The sequence below is a fragment of the Streptomyces tendae genome (assembly GCF_008632955.1).
In the GTDB taxonomy this organism is placed as follows: domain Bacteria; phylum Actinomycetota; class Actinomycetes; order Streptomycetales; family Streptomycetaceae; genus Streptomyces.
Window position 1 is genome coordinate 925,373 of record NZ_CP043959.1, and the last position, 18,452, is coordinate 943,824.

At 72.2% G+C, this 18,452-nt stretch carries 14 protein-coding genes and 1 pseudogene; 9 read left to right on the forward strand and 6 right to left on the reverse strand.

Annotated elements, in window-relative coordinates:
* Positions 1-130: 130 nt before the first annotated feature.
* The 3 genes from mmpB to F3L20_RS04455 form a co-directional block, all read right to left on the reverse strand.
* Positions 131-259 (reverse strand): morphogenic membrane protein MmpB, encoded by a 129-nt coding sequence (gene mmpB / locus F3L20_RS35220; RefSeq protein ID WP_086703397.1) that lies wholly within the window; start codon positions 257-259, stop codon positions 131-133.
* 125 nt (positions 260-384) lie between these two features.
* The gene (locus F3L20_RS04450; protein WP_145827087.1) at positions 385-594 is read right to left on the reverse strand and encodes an acyl-CoA carboxylase epsilon subunit; all 210 of its coding nucleotides are present in this window, start codon (positions 592-594) and stop codon (positions 385-387) included.
* Positions 595-603: 9 nt separating this feature from the next.
* Positions 604-2,193, reverse strand: a complete 1,590-nt coding sequence (locus F3L20_RS04455; RefSeq protein WP_150152383.1) for an acyl-CoA carboxylase subunit beta — start codon at positions 2,191-2,193, stop codon at positions 604-606.
* 110 nt (positions 2,194-2,303) lie between these two features.
* Here F3L20_RS04455 and F3L20_RS04460 point away from each other — a divergent pair.
* The 5 genes and pseudogenes from F3L20_RS04460 (at position 2,304) to hutH (ending at position 9,173) form a co-directional block, all read left to right on the forward strand.
* Positions 2,304-3,173: pseudogene (locus tag F3L20_RS04460) on the forward strand (biotin--[acetyl-CoA-carboxylase] ligase).
* A gap of 541 nt (positions 3,174-3,714) precedes the next feature.
* A complete protein-coding gene (locus F3L20_RS04465) occupies positions 3,715-4,821 on the forward strand; it encodes an adenylate/guanylate cyclase domain-containing protein (RefSeq protein ID WP_150152386.1) in 1,107 nt (368 codons plus the stop codon).
* Between the two features lie 708 nt (positions 4,822-5,529).
* Positions 5,530-6,330 (forward strand): enoyl-CoA hydratase/isomerase family protein, encoded by an 801-nt coding sequence (locus tag F3L20_RS04470; RefSeq protein WP_150152389.1) that lies wholly within the window; start codon positions 5,530-5,532, stop codon positions 6,328-6,330.
* Between the two features lie 55 nt (positions 6,331-6,385).
* Positions 6,386-7,534, forward strand: a complete 1,149-nt coding sequence (locus F3L20_RS04475; protein WP_150152392.1) for a GGDEF domain-containing protein — start codon at positions 6,386-6,388, stop codon at positions 7,532-7,534.
* A gap of 70 nt (positions 7,535-7,604) precedes the next feature.
* On the forward strand, positions 7,605-9,173 hold the full coding sequence (gene hutH, locus F3L20_RS04480) for a histidine ammonia-lyase (RefSeq protein WP_150157217.1): 1,569 nt from the start codon (positions 7,605-7,607) through the stop codon (positions 9,171-9,173).
* A gap of 57 nt (positions 9,174-9,230) precedes the next feature.
* Here the strand turns inward: hutH and F3L20_RS04485 are convergent, their stop codons facing one another.
* On the reverse strand, positions 9,231-9,557 hold the full coding sequence (locus tag F3L20_RS04485) for an LAETG motif-containing sortase-dependent surface protein (protein WP_167534459.1): 327 nt from the start codon (positions 9,555-9,557) through the stop codon (positions 9,231-9,233).
* A 109-nt stretch (positions 9,558-9,666) separates the two neighbouring features.
* On the opposite strand from F3L20_RS04485, the gene F3L20_RS04490 reads away from it, so the two are divergent.
* The 3 genes from F3L20_RS04490 to F3L20_RS04500 all read left to right on the forward strand — a co-directional run bounded on the left by F3L20_RS04490 (position 9,667) and on the right by F3L20_RS04500 (position 15,184).
* Positions 9,667-10,035, forward strand: coding sequence for a hypothetical protein (locus tag F3L20_RS04490; RefSeq protein ID WP_150152395.1), 369 nt, complete (start codon positions 9,667-9,669; stop codon positions 10,033-10,035).
* A gap of 258 nt (positions 10,036-10,293) precedes the next feature.
* Complete coding sequence (locus F3L20_RS04495; RefSeq protein WP_150152398.1) at positions 10,294-11,547, forward strand: L,D-transpeptidase; 1,254 nt, start codon at positions 10,294-10,296, stop codon at positions 11,545-11,547.
* 322 nt (positions 11,548-11,869) lie between these two features.
* Positions 11,870-15,184 (forward strand): S8 family peptidase, encoded by a 3,315-nt coding sequence (locus tag F3L20_RS04500; RefSeq protein ID WP_150152401.1) that lies wholly within the window; start codon positions 11,870-11,872, stop codon positions 15,182-15,184.
* A gap of 85 nt (positions 15,185-15,269) precedes the next feature.
* Here the strand turns inward: F3L20_RS04500 and F3L20_RS04505 are convergent, their stop codons facing one another.
* On the reverse strand, positions 15,270-16,184 hold the full coding sequence (locus F3L20_RS04505) for a helix-turn-helix domain-containing protein (RefSeq protein WP_150152404.1): 915 nt from the start codon (positions 16,182-16,184) through the stop codon (positions 15,270-15,272).
* A gap of 178 nt (positions 16,185-16,362) precedes the next feature.
* On the opposite strand from F3L20_RS04505, the gene F3L20_RS04510 reads away from it, so the two are divergent.
* Positions 16,363-17,403, forward strand: coding sequence for an NAD(P)-dependent alcohol dehydrogenase (locus F3L20_RS04510; RefSeq protein ID WP_150152407.1), 1,041 nt, complete (start codon positions 16,363-16,365; stop codon positions 17,401-17,403).
* Between the two features lie 331 nt (positions 17,404-17,734).
* Here the strand turns inward: F3L20_RS04510 and F3L20_RS04515 are convergent, their stop codons facing one another.
* A complete protein-coding gene (locus F3L20_RS04515) occupies positions 17,735-18,421 on the reverse strand; it encodes an SAVMC3_10250 family protein (RefSeq protein WP_150152411.1) in 687 nt (228 codons plus the stop codon).
* Positions 18,422-18,452: the final 31 nt, after the last annotated feature.

Below are 18,452 nucleotides of genomic sequence, written 5' to 3' on the forward strand. Positions count from 1 at the left end.
TATCGATGTCGCCCGGATGCCTCATCCCGCGCCGGTGACGCGCTGTCCGCGGGTGGCGCGCTGTCCCGCGTCGGAGGCGTCCCGTCCGGCGCAGAGGCGCCGGGTGCCTCCCGCCGTGGAAGGCGGCGGGTCACCTCACACCGATCACCAGCATCGCGAGCACCATGGCCAGCGCCATGAGAACACCCAGCCGCCGCAGCATCTCCTGCGTGTCACGCAGTTCCTTGGGCGGCTTGTTCTCGGGGTCGGACCACAGCATTCCTCCAGCGTGCGGCGGAGCCGGCCGAGGGCGCCTGAGTACGCGTACTCAACTTGGCGGGGGTGGGGCGGGGCGATGCCGGGGCACGGCAGCGGGCCGTACGCGTGTGCGTACGGCCCGTCTCCTCAGGCGCCCGGCCAGTACGTCCGTGACCACGTCGCCGGGCCCGGCTGGGGCACCCGGCGGGCGGCGATGCGGGACGGGTCGGACCAGGCGTCACGGACCGTGGGCGCGCCGGACGGCAGGGCGGCCGCCGCCGCGGCGCGCGCCCGGACCACCGCCAGTGCGGCGGCCAGCTCCTCCGGGGTCGGGTTGCCCCGTACGACCTTGATCACAGCGGCTCCTTACAGGGGGATGTTGCCGTGCTTCTTCGGGGGCAGGCTCTCGCGCTTGGTGCGCAGCTGGCGCAGGCCGCGGACGAGGTGGCGGCGGGTGTCGGACGGCATGATCACCGCGTCGACGTAGCCGCGCTCGGCCGCGACGTAGGGGTTGAGGAGGGCGTCCTCGTACTCCTGCATCAACCGGGCGCGGGTCGCCTCGGCGTCGTCCGACTCGGCGATGGTCCGGCGGTGCAGGATGTTGACGGCGCCCTGGGCGCCCATCACCGCGATCTGGGCGGTCGGCCACGCGAGGTTGAGGTCGGCGCCCAGGTGCTTGGAGCCCATGACGTCGTACGCGCCGCCGAACGCCTTGCGGGTGATGACCGTGATGAGGGGGACCGTCGCCTCGGCGTAGGCGTAGATCAGCTTGGCGCCGCGGCGGATGATGCCGTCGTGCTCCTGGTCGACGCCGGGCAGGAAGCCGGGGACGTCGACGAAGGTCAGCACCGGGATGTTGAAGGCGTCGCAGGTCCGCACGAAACGGGCCGCCTTCTCGGACGCGGTGATGTCCAGACAGCCCGCGAACTGCATCGGCTGGTTGGCGACGATGCCGACGGGGCGGCCCTCCACCCGGCCGTAGCCGGTGAGGATGTTCGGCGCGAACAGCGGCTGCGTCTCGAAGAACTCGGCGTCGTCGAGGACGTGCTCGATGACCGTGTGCATGTCGTACGGCTGGTTCGCCGAGTCCGGGACGATCGTGTCGAGTGCGCGGTCCTCGTCGGTGACCGTCAGGTCCGCCTCCTCGGGGAACGAGGGGGGCTCCGAGAGGTTGTTGGAGGGGAGGTAGGACAGGAGCTGCTTGACGTACTCGATCGCGTCCTTCTCGTCGCCGGCCATGTGGTGGGCCACGCCCGAGGTGGAGTTGTGGGTGCGGGCGCCGCCCAGCTCCTCGAAGCCGACGTCCTCACCGGTGACCGTCTTGATGACGTCCGGGCCGGTGATGAACATGTGGCTGGTCCGGTCGACCATGATCGTGAAGTCGGTGATCGCGGGGGAGTAGACCGCGCCGCCCGCACAGGGGCCGACGACCAGGCTGATCTGCGGGATGACGCCGGACGCGTGCGTGTTGCGGCGGAAGATCTCGCCGTACGCGCCGAGGGAGGCCACGCCCTCCTGGATGCGGGCGCCGCCGGAGTCGTTGATGCCGATGACCGGGCAGCCGGTCTTCAGCGCGAAGTCCATGACCTTCACGATCTTCTGGCCGTAGACCTCGCCGAGGGCTCCGCCGAAGACGGTGAAGTCCTGGGAGAAGACGGCGACCGGGCGGCCGTCGACCGTGCCGTAGCCGGTGACGACGCCGTCGCCGTAGGGGCGGTTGGCGTCGAGGCCGAAGTTGGTGGAGCGGTGCCGGGCGAACTCGTCCAGTTCGACGAAGGAGCCCTCGTCGAGCAGGAGGTCGATCCGCTCACGGGCCGTCAGCTTGCCCTTGGCATGCTGCTTTTCGACGGCGCGTGCGGAGCCGGCGTGCGTCGCCTCTTCGATGCGACGCTGAAGATCCGCGAGCTTGCCCGCGGTCGTGTGGATGTCAGGCTGCTGCTCTTCCGGCTCGGACATCGGGATGCGGCTCCCTGCCTGCTCAAAAGGGGGGACGGTTACTCATCCGTAGCGTAGTGGGGGGCCGTGAGTTCGGCAGTGCGGTGTTTCCCACACCTAGTGTGGGTTGCATGACACCCCGAGATGACTCCGAATCCCCTGGGACCGGTCGTAGCCGGTGGTCCGACCTCGACCGGCCGCCCCTCAACGCCACCGCCTTGCGGCGCGGGCTGGTGCGGGAGGGGGCGATGTGGCGCGAGGTGGAGGTGGTGCAGCGCACCGGGTCCACCAACTCCGACCTCGTGGCGCGGGCGGCGGCCGAGAAGCTGGAGGAGGGGGTCGTTCTCGTCGCGGAGGAGCAGACCGCCGCGCGGGGGCGGCTGGACCGGCGGTGGGTCGCGCCCGCGCGGTCCGGGCTGTTCTTCTCCGTGCTGCTTCGGCCGCGGGAGGTGCCGGTGGAGCGGTGGGGGTGGCTGCCGTTGCTGACGGGGGTGGCCGTGGCCACGGGGCTGGCGCGGGCGGCCGGGGTCGACACGGCGTTGAAGTGGCCGAACGATGTGCTGGTCACCGTGCGGGGCGAAGAGCGCAAGGCCGGGGGGATCCTGGTGGAAGCCACGGGGGACGGGGGCGTTGTCGTGGGGGTGGGCGTCAATGTCAGCCTGCGGGCCGACGAGCTGCCGGTGGCCACGGCGGGGTCGCTGGCGTTGGCGGGGGCGGTGAGCACGGACCGGGATCCGTTGCTGCGGGGGATGCTGCGGGCGCTGGAGGAGTGGTACGGGCGGTGGCGGGGCGCGGGGGCGACGCGGGGGCGTGCGGGCTGCAGGAGGCGTACGCGGCGGGGTGCGCGACGTTGGGCGGGTCGTGCGGGCGGAGCTGCCGGGGGATCGGGCGCTGGTGGGGGAGGCGGTCGCGGTGGACGGGGACGGGCGGCTGGTGCTGGCTACGGAGGCGGGGTGCAGGAGCCGGTGGGGGCGGGGGACATCATTCATCTGCGGATGTGACGTGACGGGGGGAGGGGGCGGTGCCTGCGGCGGGGGTTTTGTCCGCGGTGGGGGTTTATGTCCGGTGGGGGCTGGTGCAGCGTCTGGGGGGCTGTGGCGCGGGCTTCTGTCCGGTGGGGGCTGGTGCAGCGCCTGCGGCCATCGTTCCGTGCGGTGGGGGCGGGCGTAGCGCCCAGGGTTCGGTGGGTGGGGCGGGGCCGGGGTGGGGGCGGTCGTCCTCGGTCCGGCGCGACTGGGTCGCCCGGAGAGAGTGCGGGGTGCGGACGCGCCGGCCGCTGCGGGCGACCGCCCCCACCCCGTCCCCTCCCCGCCGTACGCGAGTCGCGGGCAGTCGTGCCGCTGGGGCGGCACCCCTTAGGCGCCGGGTACTCATGGGGGCACCGGGGTGTGCAGCACCCCTTGGCCCGGCGGGGTGGCTGAAAAAGGGCCCCGGGGGGCGCTGCTCCCACGGCCCAACCTGACGGAGTGAGCTGGCGCACACCTGCCGTAGAGTTGAGCCCGGTCGAGACATGACCGTGGCAGATCGGAAGGGCAGCAACGCGTGAGCGTCGACGACTCGGGTTCCGGTGCGGACGCGCAGGGCGACGGCGAGGATCCGCTTGCTCTGCGCCTCGAGCAGCTCATCCTGGGCGCCGAGCGCAGGTACACGCCGTTCCAGGCGGCCCGCAGCGCCGGCGTCACGATGGAACTGGCCACCCGCTTCTGGCGTGCGATGGGCTTCGCGGACGTCGGTCAGGCGAAGGCCCTGACGGAGGCGGACGTCCTTGCTCTGAGGCGCCTCGCCGGTCTCGTGGAGGCCGGGCTGCTGAGTGAGGCGATGGCCGTGCAGGTGGCCCGGTCCACGGGGCAGACCACCGCGCGTCTGGCCGAATGGCAGATCGATTCCTTCCTCGAGGGGCTGACCGAGCCGCCCGAGCCCGGCATGACCCGCACCGAGGTCACGTATCCGATCGTCGAGCTGCTGCTGCCCGAGCTGGAGGAGTTCCTGGTCTACGTCTGGCGGCGGCAGCTGGCCGCCTCGGCCGGGCGGGTCGTGCAGGGCGCCGACGACGAGGAGATGGTGGACCGGCGTCTCGCCGTCGCCTTCGCCGATCTCGTGGGGTTCACCCGGCTGACCCGCCGGATGGAGGAGGAGGAGCTCGGCGAGCTGGTCGAGGCGTTCGAGACCACCGCGGCCGACCTGGTGGCGGCGCGGGGCGGGCGGCTCATCAAGACGCTGGGCGACGAGGTGCTCTACGCCGCCGACGACGCCGGGACCGCGGCGGAGATCGCCATGCGGCTGATCGAGACCATGGCGAACGACAACACCATGCCGGAGCTCCGGGTCGGCATGGCTTTCGGCACGGTCACCACCCGAATGGGCGATGTGTTCGGCACGACCGTCAATCTCGCCTCCCGGCTCACCTCCATAGCGCCCCGTGACGCCGTGCTCGTGGACACCGCCTTCGCCGAGGAGCTGATCCGCACCGGTGACGCACCGGCCAGCGAGGCCGCGGCGGCCGAAGCGGTGGCCGCGGCGGAGAAGGAGGGCGAGGAGCCGCCCTCGTACCGTTTCGCGCTCCAGCCGATGTGGCAGCGGCCCGTGCGTGGCCTCGGTGTGGTGGAGCCCTGGCTGCTCACCCGCCGCAACGGCTCCGAGTCCGAGTGACGCGTCGGCTCAGCCGCCCAGGCAGAGATTGAGCAGGGGCAGGCAGAGGGCCGGGGCGTCGTCGTCGTCCGGTTCCTGTGGGGGCGGGGCGGAAGTCGTCTGCGGGGGTGGTGGCGGCTCGGTCGTCGGCCGGGGTGGTGGCGGTGGTGAGGACGGCCGCTGGAGGGTCGGCTCCTCGGCCGGTTCGCGCGACGGGGGTGCGGGGGGTGGGGTGTTGCTGCTCCCGGGTGGTGTGAGGGGAGCTGACGCCTTGCCGCCCAGAGGTCTGGGGAGGACGGGCTCGGCTGAGGGGATGCCGGGGTTCTCGCGGGGTGGCCTGGGGTGGGGAGTGGGGCGAGGCACTGGTGGGAGCGAGTGGGCGGGGGCCTGCTTCCGTGCCTGTGTCCGGCGCGTCCGGCACGGCCACGCGGATGAGGGTGGCGGCGCCCGCGGCCAGGGTCAGCGCGGCCGTGGCCAGCAGGGCCCGGCGCCGGCGTGGCTTGCGGTGGCGTCCTCGTAGGACGGTGCGGGTCTCGTCCGGTGTCATCGCTCTGCCTCCCCCTGCGTGCGCCCCCTACGCGCCGCGGTGTGCGCACGCTACGCGCCTGTCGGAGCCGGCGGACCTCAGTCGCTCGTATGTCACTCGAACGGGTGGACCCTTTTCCTCGGCGGCTCCCGGCTGTCATGATCGGTGCGAGCGAAGTTAACCCAGGTTAACCGGAGGGTGTCATGAGTGAGGAACGGTTCGGGGAGTTCGTGCTGGTGCGCCGGCATGAGCGGGGGCATGTCGCGGAGCTCGTCCTCGACCGGCCGAAGGCCATGAACGCCGTGTCCACGGAGATGGCCCGTTCGATCGCCGGGGCCTGTGCGGCGTTGGGTGAGGACCGGGACGTACGGGCGGTGGTGCTGACCTCGTCGCACGACCGGGCGTTCTGCGTGGGCGCCGACCTGAAGGAGCGGAACTCGTTCAGCGACGCGGATCTGGTGCGGCAGCGGCCGGTGGCGCGGGCCGCCTACACGGGGGTGCTGCACCTGCCGGTGCCCGTCGTGGCCGCCGTGCACGGGTTCGCACTGGGGGGCGGGTGCGAGCTGGCGTTGTCGTGCGACGTGATCGTGGCCGACCGTACGGCCGTCATGGGGCTGCCCGAGGTGTCCGTCGGGGTCATCCCGGGCGGGGGCGGTACGCAGTTGCTGCCCCGGCGGGTGGGAGCGGCGCGGGCGGCCGAGCTCATTTTCACCGCGCGCCGGGTGGAGGCCGTCGAGGCGCGGGAGATCGGGCTCGTGGACGCGCTGGTGGAGGAGGGGCGGGACCGGGAGGAGGCGCTCGCCATGGCCTCGCGGATCGCCGGGAACTCGCCGGTGGGGCTGCGGGCGGCCAAGCGGGCGCTGCGGCTCGGGCACGGGCTCGACCTGCCGGCCGGACTGGATGTCGAGGACGCCGCCTGGCGGTCCGTGGCGTTCTCCGGGGACCGGGCGGAGGGCGTCGCCGCCTTCAACGAGAAGCGGCGGCCGGAGTGGCCGGGGGAGTGAAGGACGCCTCGTCCTCGATGTCTCGATAATCAGGAAATCTCCCTAATCTGGGGGAATGGGTGAGGACAGCCGGCTGGCGGCCGTGGTGGCGCTGGCTCAGGGCATGGCCGCCGCGCACAGTTCGCGGGAGGCGTGGCGGGCCGCCGCCGGCGGGGCCCGCCGGGCGCTGGGCGGGAGCTTCGCCGCGCTGTCCGTGTGGGAGCGGGAGCTCGGACGGCTGCGGGTGCTGGTGAACGTCGGGGAGCTGGCCGAGGGGGAGGAGGAGTTCCCCGAGGACGAGTCGTACCCGGTGCACCAGTTCGCGGAGATCACCGAGTTCCTGCACGAGCAGTGGGCGGGCGGGGGCGAGCCCGACGCCTGGGTGGAGACCGCGCAGGGCCCGGAGGAGGGGGGCGCCGGATACTGCCACCAGCGGGTCGCGGCGCTGCGGCGGCGCGGGCGCGGCTGCTGCGTGGTCGCGCCGATCGTGCTGCACGGGCGGGCGTGGGGCGAGCTGTACGTGGCCCGGCCGCTCGGAGAGCCGGTCTTCGGGCGCGCCGACGCCGACTTCGCGACGGTCCTGGCCTCCGTGGTGGCGGCGGGCATCGCGCAGACCGAGCGGCTGGAGGAGGCGCGGCGGCTGGCGTTCACGGACTCGCTGACCGGGCTGGCCAACCGGCGTGCCGTGGACTCCCGGCTGGACGAGGCGGTGGAGCGGCACCGGCGGGACGGGGCCGTCGTCAGCCTGGTGGTGTGCGACGTGAACGGGCTGAAGCGGGTCAACGACACGCTCGGGCACTCCGTGGGCGACCGGCTGCTGGAGCGGTTCGGGACCGTGCTCTCGCTCTGCGGGGCCATGCTGCCGGGGGCGCTGGCGGCGCGGCTCGGCGGGGACGAGTTCTGTCTGCTGGCGGTGGGTCCGTCGGCCGACGAGGTCGTCAAGGCGGCCGACGAGGTGTGCCGGCGGGCGGTGGAACTGGGGATCGGGGACGGCGTCGCGTGCGGGGTGGCGTCCACGGAGGACCCGATCGGGCCGGTGCGCTCCGCGCGGCGGCTGTTCCGGCTGGCCGACGCCGCCCAGTACCGGGCGAAGGCGGAGAGGGCCGCGCACCCCGTGGTGGCGGGGCGGGAGGGGCCGGACGATCCCGTGGTGCGGCTCGCGGACGCGCCGTCGGGGGAGACGGACGGGGAGCGCCGCCGCTTCCGGGGGCGACACGCGCCGTAGCGGTAAGGGGTGTGACCCCGATCCGGTGGTGACAGTGCGGAATTCACTGCGTAGGCTCCTGAATATGGATATGCACACTGTGGTGGTGGGGACGTCGGACGTGACCGCGTCCGACGTGCTGGCCGTGGCGCGCGACGGCGCCCGCGTCGACCTGTCCGCTGAGGCGGTGGCCGCCCTCGCCGCGGCCCGCGAGATCGTGGACGCCCTGGCCGCGAAGCCGGACCCCGTCTACGGGGTGAGCACCGGCTTCGGCGCCCTGGCGACCCGGCACATCAGCCCGGAACTCCGCGCTCAGCTCCAGCGCAACATCGTCCGCTCGCACGCCGCCGGCATGGGACCGCGGGTGGAGCGGGAGGTCGTCCGCGCCCTGATGTTCCTGCGTCTGAAGACCCTCTGCTCGGGCCACACCGGCGTCCGGCCCGAGGTCGCGCAGGCCATGGCCGACGTGCTCAACGCCGGGATCACCCCGGTGGTGCACGAGTACGGCTCGCTCGGCTGCTCCGGCGACCTCGCCCCGCTCTCGCACTGCGCGCTCACCCTGATGGGCGAGGGGGAGGCCGAAGGGCCCGACGGCGTGGTGCGGCCGGCCGGCGAACTGCTCGCCGCCCACGGCATCCGTCCCGTCGTCCTGCGCGAGAAGGAAGGGCTCGCCCTCCTCAATGGCACCGACGGCATGCTCGGCATGCTGGTCATGGCCCTCGCCGACCTGGACCTCCTCTACAAGTCCGCCGACGTCACCGCCGCCCTCAGCATGGAGGCGCTGCTCGGCACCGACAAGGTGCTCGCCCCCGAGCTGCACGCCATCCGCCCGCACCCGGGACAGGCCGCCAGCGCAGCCAACATGCTGGCCGTGCTGGACGGTTCGGGCCTGACGGGACATCACCAGGACGACGCGCCCCGCGTCCAGGACGCCTACTCGGTGCGCTGCGCCCCGCAGGTCGCCGGCGCCGGACGGGACACCCTGGCGCACGCCCGGCTGGTCGCCGAGCGCGAACTCGCCGCCGCGATCGACAATCCGGTCGTACTGCCCGGGGGCACCTCCCAGGCTTTCGGCGCCGGGGGAGGAAGGGTGGAGTCGAACGGCAACTTCCATGGGGCGCCGGTCGCCTACGTACTGGACTTCCTCGCCATCGCCGTCGCCGACCTCGCCTCCATCGCCGAACGCCGCACCGACCGGCTGCTGGACAAGAACCGCAGCCACGGACTGCCGCCCTTCCTCGCCGACGACGCCGGTGTCGACTCCGGGCTGATGATCGCGCAGTACACGCAGGCCGCGCTGGTCGGCGAGTTGAAGCGGCTGGCCGTACCGGCGTCCGCCGACTCCATCCCGTCCTCCGCGATGCAGGAGGACCACGTCTCCATGGGCTGGTCGGCGGCGCGCAAGCTGCGCACGGCCGTCGACAACCTCACCCGGGTCGTCGCCGTCGAGCTGTACGCCGCCGCCCGGGCCGTGGAGCTGCGCGAGGGGCTCACCCCCGCCCCGGCGACGCGGGAGGTGCTGAAGGCGCTGCGGCAGGCGGGCGTGGGCGGCCCCGGCCCCGACCGCTATCTGGCCCCCGACCTCGCCGCCGCGGAGGCGTTCGTACGGGACGGGCGGCTGGTGGCGGCCGTGGAGCGGGTCACCGGGCCGCTGCGCTGAAACGGCGGGGCCCCGCGGAGGCGTCCGCGGGGCCCCGGTACGCCATGGGGGAGGCCCTCAGAACTCCAGGCGCTCCCGGCGGACCGAGTAGACGACGAAGCCGGCGCCCATGGCCAGGAAGGCCGTGCCGCCGACGATGTACGGGGTGCTGTCGAAACTGCCCGTGTCCGCGAGGCGGACCTCCTGGCCGGTGCTCTCCAGTGACGCCGACGTGGCCGCCGACACCCCTCTCGCCTGCTCGGTGACCTGCGGGGACGGGCTCGCCGACGGAGCGTTGTCCGCCGGGGTGTCCGAGGTCGCGTTCGCGGACGGGACGAACCACAGGGCGCACAGCAGCGTGCCTGCGGCGGTGGCGGTCAGCAACGGACGGAGCGCGGATGACACGGAATATCGATCCCCTTGTGGCGCTGGCGAATTGGCCGTGTGGGCTGATGGTAGTGAACGGCGCGGGTCACGGGAAAGTCACGGGCGCAGGTCCCCGTACGCTCCGGGCATGAGCACTCCAGAGACATCACGGTTTGTACGGCTTCGCGTGGAGCTGGTCCTCGAGATCGACGACGAGGAGGCGGTCACCGGTGCCGCGCTGCGGGGAATCGCGGACGACGAGGGGCTGCCGGACGCGGAACGGACGCACGCCGAAAGGACTGTGACAGAGGACACAGCGGAAGCCCTGGCTCATCTCGTGGACCCGTTCGGGCTGGTCGCCGGGGTGCCGGGGGTGGAACTGCACCAGGCTTCCTGGAGCAGTGAGCGGATCGACTACGACCCGGACTCGCCGGAATGGGACGTCGACGACGAGGATGAGGACGAGTTCCACGACGAGTCCTACGACGACGAGGACCGGGCGGGCCGAAGCGGCTGACGCGACTTGGGGAAATACTGACGCGACTTGAGGAAATGTTGACCCCGGGAGGCAACCGCCACCCGGGATCGGCACGTCTCAATCCGCGCACTGACCGGCGTTCCCGCCGTCCGCACCGGCGGACGTGGTGAGTCCCACACGCGTGGGCCTCGGGAACCGGATCACCCGGTCGTAGCGTTGAAACGTGTGGACGAGGCGCCTCGGCTCCCGCCGGGGCCTCGTGGGGTTGGGATTCTGGCAACGATGGAGAAGCGTGTGATGACGGACGGTAAGCGGCGGCGCAGGGGTCTGGCGGCCGCGTCCGCTCTGCTCGGCGGAGTACTGGTGCTCTCGGCGTGTTCCGGAGGGGACGACAAGGCCTCGGGCACCGACGGCAAGGACACCTCGCAGGCGCAGGTCGACGAGGCGGCGGCCCAGAAGTCCTCCGAGGCGCAGATCAAGATCACGCCGAAGGACGGCTCGACCAACGCCTCCATCAACAACTCGGCCACCGTGACCGTCGACAAGGGCACGCTCACCGAGGTCACGATGACCACCGCCGACGGCACCGCCGTCTCCGGTGAGATATCGGCCGACAAGAAGAGCTGGAAGCCCAGCGGCCAGCTCGAGCGCGCCACCACCTACAAACTGACGGCCACCGCCCAGGACGCCGAGGGTCTCGTCGCCCACGAGAACGCCTCCTTCACCACGGTCTCCCAGGCCAACAGCTTCATCGGCAACTTCACCCCGGACGACGGCACCACGGTCGGCGTCGGCATGCCCGTGTCGATCAACTTCGACAAGGCGATCACCAACAAGGCCGCCGTGCAGAAGGGGATCACCGTCTCCTCCACCAGCGGCCAGGAGGTCGCCTGCCACTGGTTCAACGCCAACCGCATGGACTGCCGTCCCGAGCAGTACTGGCAGGAGGGCTCCACCGTCACCCTGAAGCTGGCGCTCGACGGGGTGGAGGGCGCCGAGGGCGTCTACGGCGTCCAGCAGAAGACGGTCACCTTCAAGATCGGCCGCAACCAGGTCTCCTACGTCGACGCCAAGACCAAGCAGATGAAGGTCACGCAGAACGGCAAGGTCGTCCGCACCATCCCGATCTCCGCCGGCGCGCCCGAGAACACGACGTACGAGGGCCAGATGGTGATCTCCGAGAAGTTCAAGGAGACCCGGATGAACGGCGCCACGGTCGGCTTCACCGACGACGACGGCAAGGGCGAGTACGACATCAAGGACGTGCCGCACGCCATGCGTCTGTCGACCTCCGGCACCTTCATCCACGGCAACTACTGGGGCGCCAAGTCCATCTTCGGCAGTGTCAACACCAGCCACGGCTGCGTGGGCCTGGCCGACGCCAAGGGTGCGAACGACCCGAGCACCCCGGGCGCCTGGTTCTACAACAACTCGATCGTCGGTGACGTCGTCGTCGTCCAGAACACCGGTGACAAGACCATCGCCCCGGACAACGGCCTCAACGGCTGGAACATGAGCTGGGAGCAGTGGAAGGCGGGCTCCGAGGCCTGATCCACCCTCCCTCGGCGGAACACCCCACACCACCACGGCCGATGCCCTCGTCCCCTCCTCCAGGAGCGGCGACGGGGGCGTCGGCCGTTTCGCGACACCCGCCCCGATGCCCCCAACCACGCGGTTTCGTAACGGAGTTCCGTCGGTGACATCACAGTCACCCGGCGACTTCCCGACCTCCGCCGATCGCCCTTGAGCCGCTTGATCACCCCTCGGCATACTCCGAGCACCGGGGGGTGCGCGCAGGCGTACGAGACCACCCCCGGCCGGGTGATGCTTCCGCCACCCGGCGACTTCGCTAGGGGGAACCTTGCGCAGACAAGTGAAAAGAGCGTGCGCGGCCACGATCGCCACGGCGACCGCCGTCGCGCTCGCGGCGGGCATGGCCGGCCCGGCGTCGGCCGACGGGGAGGGCACGGCCGGCTCGGCGGCGAGTGCGGCCGCGCCGAAGGGCAAGCACCGGATCACCCTCATCACGGGTGACCGGGTCGCGGTGGACGCCAAGGGCCGCGTGGTGGGCCTGGAGCGGGCCGAGGGCCGGGAGCACATACCCGTCCAGGTCCGCCGCAGCGACGGCCACACGCTGGTGATTCCGGCGGACGCCGCCCGGCTGGTCGCCACCGGCAAGCTGGACCAGCGGCTGTTCGACGTCACCGAGTTGAACAAGGCGGCGACCCGTGACGCGCACAAGCGCGGCCTGAAGGTCATCGTCGGCTACAAGGGCGGCGCGCAGGCCGCCAAGGCCGAGGTCCGCGACGCGGGCACGGTCCGCCGGAGCCTCACCTCGCTGAACGCCGACGCCGTGCAGACGCCGCAGGACGACACCACCGGACTGTGGGACGCGGTCACCGACGGGGACCGTACCGCCTCCGGGATCGCCCACGTCTGGCTCGACGGGGTCCGCAAGGCGTCCCTGGACACGTCGGTGGCACAGATCGGCACCCCGAAGGCCTGGGCGGCCGGCTTCGACGGCAAGGGCGTCAGGATCGCCGTCCTGGACACCGGCGTGGACGCCAACCACCCGGACCTCAAGGGCCAGGTGACCGCGGCCAAGAACTTCACCACCGCCCCGACCACCGGGGACGTGGTCGGCCACGGCACCCACGTCGCGTCCATCGCGGCCGGCACGGGCGCCCGGTCGAAGGGCCTGTACAAGGGAGTCGCGCCCGGCGCGAAGATCCTCAACGGCAAGGTCCTCGACGACGGCGGCTTCGGTGACGACTCCGGGATCCTCGCCGGCATGGAGTGGGCGGCCGCGCAGGGCGCCGACATCGTCAACATGAGCCTCGGCGGCATGGACACCCCGGAGGTCGACCCGCTGGAGGCCGCGGTCGACAAGCTGTCCGCCGAGAAGGGCATCCTGTTCGCCATCGCCGCCGGCAACGAGGGCCCGCAGTCGATCGGTTCGCCCGGCAGCGCGGACGCCGCCCTCACCGTCGGCGCCGTCGACGACAAGGACAAGCTCGCCGAGTTCTCCTCCACCGGCCCGCGCGTCGGCGACGGAGCCATCAAGCCGGACGTCACCGCCCCCGGCGTGGACATCACGGCCGCCTCGGCGACGGGCAACGAGATCGCCAAGGAGGTCGGCGAGAAGCCGGCCGGGTACATGACCATCTCCGGCACGTCGATGGCCACCCCGCACGTCGCGGGCGCCGCGGCGATCCTGAAGCAGCAGCACCCGGAGTGGACCTCGGCGGAGCTGAAGGGCGCGCTCACCGGCTCCACCAAGGGCGGCAAGTACACCCCCTTCGAGCAGGGTTCGGGCCGCATCCAGGTGGACAAGGCGATCGCGCAGACCGTGATCGCCGAGCCGGTGTCGCTGAGCTTCGGGGTGCAGCAGTGGCCGCACACCGACGACAAGCCGGTCACCCGTCAGGTCACCTACCGCAACTTCGGCACCGAGGACGTCACGCTGAAGCTGACGTCCACCGCCACCGACCCCAAGGGCAAGGCCGCGCCGGCCGGGTTCTTCACCCTCGGCGCGACCACCGTGACCGTCCCGGCGGGCGGCAGGGCCTCCGTCGACGTCACCGCCGACACCCGGCTCGGCGGCACCGTCGACGGCGCCTACTCGGCGTACGTGGTCGCCACCGGCGGCGGTCAGGCCGTGCGCACCGCCGCCGCGGTGGAGCGCGAGGTCGAGTCGTACGACCTCACACTGAAGTTCCTCGACCGGGCGGGCAAGCCGGCCTCGAACTACACGACGTTCCTGGCGGGCCTGTCCGGCCTCGCCACGGGCCGCGGCTACATGCCGTACGAGGCCGACGGTGCGGTCACCGTCCGCGTGCCCCGGGGCGGTTACGTCCTGGACGCCAGCGTCCTCGTCGGCTCCGACCCGGAGAAGTGGCGGGGCGCCGACTGGATCGCCCAGCCGAAGCTGGACGTCACCAAGAACACCACCGTCACGGTGGACGCCCGCAAGGCCAAGCCGGTCGATGTCACCCTGCCGGTCAAGGGCGCCCGGCCCGAGTTCGCCTCGGCCGAGTACAGCCTGGGGACCGAGGACGGCTCGTCCGGATTCGGCTGGTGGCTGGACTCGTTCGCCGGCTTCCGCTCCGCCCACCTCGGCCCGCAGGTCACCGACGGCACGCTGCTCCAGCAGTGGGACGCCCACTACAGCAAGGGCGGCAAGGAGCAGTACAGCACCGTCACCGGCGGCAAGGTGAAGAAGCTGGCCACCGGCTTCACCCGGAACTACAGGGCGAAGGACTTCGCCACGGTGAAGGTCGCCATGGGCGCGGCGGCGAAGGGCAAGGAGGGCTCCGTCGGCGCGTTCGGCTGGCTGCCCGGCAGTGAGAGCGCGTCCGGCTTCGGCCAGGCGCAGAAGCTGCCCGCCACCCGCACCCTGCACCTGTCCACGGTGAACGGCGTCAAGTGGGACCTCGACTTCGAGCAGCAGTCCGGTCACGACGCGGACGGCTGGCCCGTCTACGACGCCGGCTACCTGATCGGTGCGCGCAAGGCCTACAAGGGCGGCACGTCCTACAAGGAGACCGTCAACACGGCGGTCTTCGGTCCCCGTCTCGCGGCCGGCTACGGCGTCTTCCGCGAGGGCAACAGCCTCTACGGCATGATCCCGCTGTTCGCCGACGGCAAGGGCCACGTGGGTTCGACGGACTTCACGTCCGCCGTCACGACCCTCTACCGCAACGGCAAGAAGGTCGGCTCGCTCAAGGACCCGCTGTCCGGCTACGAGAGCTTCAAGGTCCCCTCCGGTGACGCCGCGTACCGGCTGACCGCCTCGGTCAAGCGCAGCGCCAAGCTCGCCGCCGTGTCCACCCGCGTCGACGCGAGCTGGACCTTCCGTTCCAAGAAGGTCTCCGGCACCAGGCAGCTGCCCGTCTCCTCCGCCCGGTTCGTCGCGGCCACGGGGCTGGACAGCAAGGTCACGGCCGGCAAGAAGGCCACCTTCCCGGTCGTCGTGGAGGGCGCCGCCAAGGGCAGGAACCTCAAGTCCCTCGCGGTGTACGTCTCCTACAACGGCGGCAAGACCTGGAAGAAGACCACGGTCACGAAGGGGAGGATCACCGTCAAGAACCCCTCGAAGGGCAAGGCGATCTCCTTCCGCGCCAGGATCACGGACAAGAAGGGCAACGCGTCCACGATCACGATCCACAACGCCTACTTCGGCAAGTAGGCCCCGGACCCGGCGCCCGACGCGGCGCACGGGTCACGGACGGCCCGCGGGAAGCGACGCGCTTCCCGCGGGCCGTTCCCGTCCCTCAGCCGGCCGCCGTCCGTGTCCCCGACGGCAGCGCGTCCGCGTTCCAGCTGCCCAGCAGGCGCAACGCCTCGGCCGACGCCGACCCGGCCTCCGCGAAGTACGTGACCAGCGACTGCTCCGCCTCGCCGGCCGGGCGGAACGACTCCCACAGCAGCGTCAGTTCACCGACCAGCGGGTGTCGCAGGCGCTTGACGCCGTGGCTCTTCTCCTTGACGTCGTGCCGGGCCCACAGCCTGCGGAACTCCTCGCTCTTCACCGACAGTTCCCCGACCAGCGAGGACAGCAGGGGGTCGTCGGGCCGCAGGCCCGCGTCCATGCGCAGGTAGGCGACCATGTCGCAGGCCTTCTGGTCCCACTCCACGAACAGGTCCCGGTAGCCCGGGTCGAGGAAGACCAGCCGGGCCCAGTTCCGCTCCTGCGCCGGCAGTCTGCCCCAGTCCCCGAAGAGCGCGGCGGCCATCCGGTTCCAGGCGAGGATCTCCGAACGCCGCCCCACCACGTACGCCGGGACCGTCTCCATGGCGTCCAGCAGCTGCCGCAGCGCCGGGCGGGCCTGCCGGTTGCGGGGCGCCGGCCGCTTCCGGTGCCGGCCGGGCCGCGCGAGGTTCGTCAGGTGCGCCTGCTCGGCGTCGCTCAGCCGCAGCGCGCGGGCGATCGCGTCCAGCACCTCCGCCGAGACGTTCCGTCCGTTGCCCTGCTCCAGGCGCGTGTAGTACGCCACGGACACCCCGGCGAGCTGGGCCAGCTCCTCCCGGCGCAGGCCCGGCACCCTGCGGTGCCGCCCGACGTCCGGCAGGCCCACGTCCTCCGGCTTCAGGCGCGCCCGGCGGGTGCGCAGGAACTCGCTCAGCTCGGCACGCGGGTCCAGGCCGCGGCCCGGGGCGCCGGCCGGCTCGCCGGTCTGCTCGTCCATGTGTCCATGGTGCCCGTTCGTACGCACGTCAGCCTGTCCCCGCCAGTGGTACGCACAGCGTGCGTACGAAACCAGGAAGTCTGGGTACGCGCCGTCCGTTGTCGCAGGCTGGACCCCGTGCGGGCCCGGGCGGAGCAAGGACCGGGCCGCACGCCCCCTTGAGGAGGAGAAACTTCGTATGACCACTGTCGCCGCGTACGCCGCGCCCGCCGCGAAGGCGCCCCTGGAGCGCACGACCATCGAACGGCGCGCGGTGCGCGAGCACGACGTGCTGATCGACATCAAGTTCGCCGGGATCTGCCACTCGGACATCCACCAGGTCCGTGAGGGGTGGGGCGAGGCGATCTTCCCGATGGTCCCCGGCCATGAGATAGCGGGCGTCGTGTCCGAGGTCGGCCCCGGCGTGACCCGGTTCAAGGTCGGCGACCGGGTGGGTGTCGGCTGCATGGTCGACTCCTGCCGCGAGTGCGAGATGTGCCGGGCCGGCAAGGAGCAGTACTGCGTCCAGGGCCAGACCCCGACGTACAACGGCATCGGCCGGGACGGCGAGCCCACCTACGGCGGCTACTCCGAGAAGGTCGTCGTCGACGAGAACTTCGTCGTGCGCATCCCGGACGGCCTCGCCCTCGACGTCGCCGCGCCGCTGCTGTGCGCCGGGATCACGCTGTACTCCCCGCTGAAGCGCTTCGGCGCCGGACCGGGCCGCAAGGTCGCGATCGTCGGCATGGGCGGCCTGGGCCACATGGGCGTCAAGCTCGCGCACGCGATGGGCGCCGAGGTGACGGTGCTGTCGCAGTCCCTGCGCAAGAAGGACGACGGGCTGCGGCTGGGTGCCGACCACTACTACGCCACCAGCGACCCGAAGACCTTCGAGGAGCTGCGGGGCTCCTTCGACCTGATCGTGTCGACCGTGTCGGCCCCGCTGGACTTCGGCGCGTACCTGTCGCTGCTCAAGCCCGAGGGCACCCTGGCGAACGTCGGCGCCCCCGAGGAGCCGGTGTCCCTCAACCTGTTCTCGCTGATCGGCGGCGGCCGGTCGCTGGCCGGCTCGATGATCGGCGGCATCGCCGAGACCCAGGAGACGCTGGACTTCTGCGCCGAGCACGGCATCGGCGCGGAGATCGAACTGATCGCCGCGTCCGAGATCAACGAGGCCTACGAGCGCGTCGAGAACAGTGACGTCCGCTACCGCTTCGTGATCGACACGGCGACGATCTGAGCGGTGCGCCGCCGCGAGGCGGCCTGGCCGGCGGTCCGCCCCACGCCCGACGCGCGGAGCGGACCGCCGTCGCGGTTCCCATCGGGGCCGGCGGACCCGGGTGGCGGCGCTGTGCGGCCGTCCCATGCCCCGGATGACGGAGGCGGTCGGCCTCCTGCTCCGGTGCGGCCGGCGCGTTGTGCGGTGTCGGCGCGGGACGGGCACGTCCGTGGCCCGACGCCGTGGGTACGGGTTCCCGGGGGCCGCGGGCACGGGACCCGCGGGCCATGGATACCGGGCCCGTGGGCCGTGGCGGGCGAGGCGCCCAGGGACGCCCCGCCCGGCCCCGGGGTCAGGCTGGGTCGTCGTACTCCACGTAGAGAGGGCTGGCGACGAGCAGGCCCGGTCCGTCGGTGGCGGTGAAGCCGGTGGTGACGCGGGCGTAACCCCGCATCGACGCCGCCATCTCCGGATGCGTCTGCGCGTCGATGCGGGCCAGCAGCCCGCGCAGCGCGGTGACGAGCGAGGGGCGCCGGCCGTCCGGTCCGGCGCCGAGGTCGTCGGAGAGGGCGGCGAGCAGCGCCCCGGGCGCGCTGGCGTCGGAGCCGAGGAGATCGCGCACCAGGGCGCCGGACTCCATGGTCTTGTCGGTGACGCGCGGCAGCGGCCTCGCGATCAGGTGCTCGCGGGAGCCGTGCAGCAGCAGCCGGACGGGCTGATCCGCCGCGGGGGCGTCCGCGAAGAACACCATGGAGGGGTCCGCTCCCTCCAGCACGAAGTAGTTGAGCGGGGCCTCGAAGGCGATCCACTGCCCCGGCCGCGTCCCCGACTCCGTGTACCAGCGCGCCGACTCCTGGACCCGGCGCACCACCCGCAGCAGATGCCTGCCCCACAGGTCGGACGCGGGACCGGGCGACGGGTCGACCTCCATTCCGCCGAACGGCGTGGAGACGCTGACCCGCTGCCGGGGCCAGGCGGACCGCAGTCCGGGCAGAAACTGCGAGAGTTTCCGGTCGGACAGGTAGATGACTTCCTGCACTCTTGCTCCGTTCGTCGGAAGCCGACGGGGG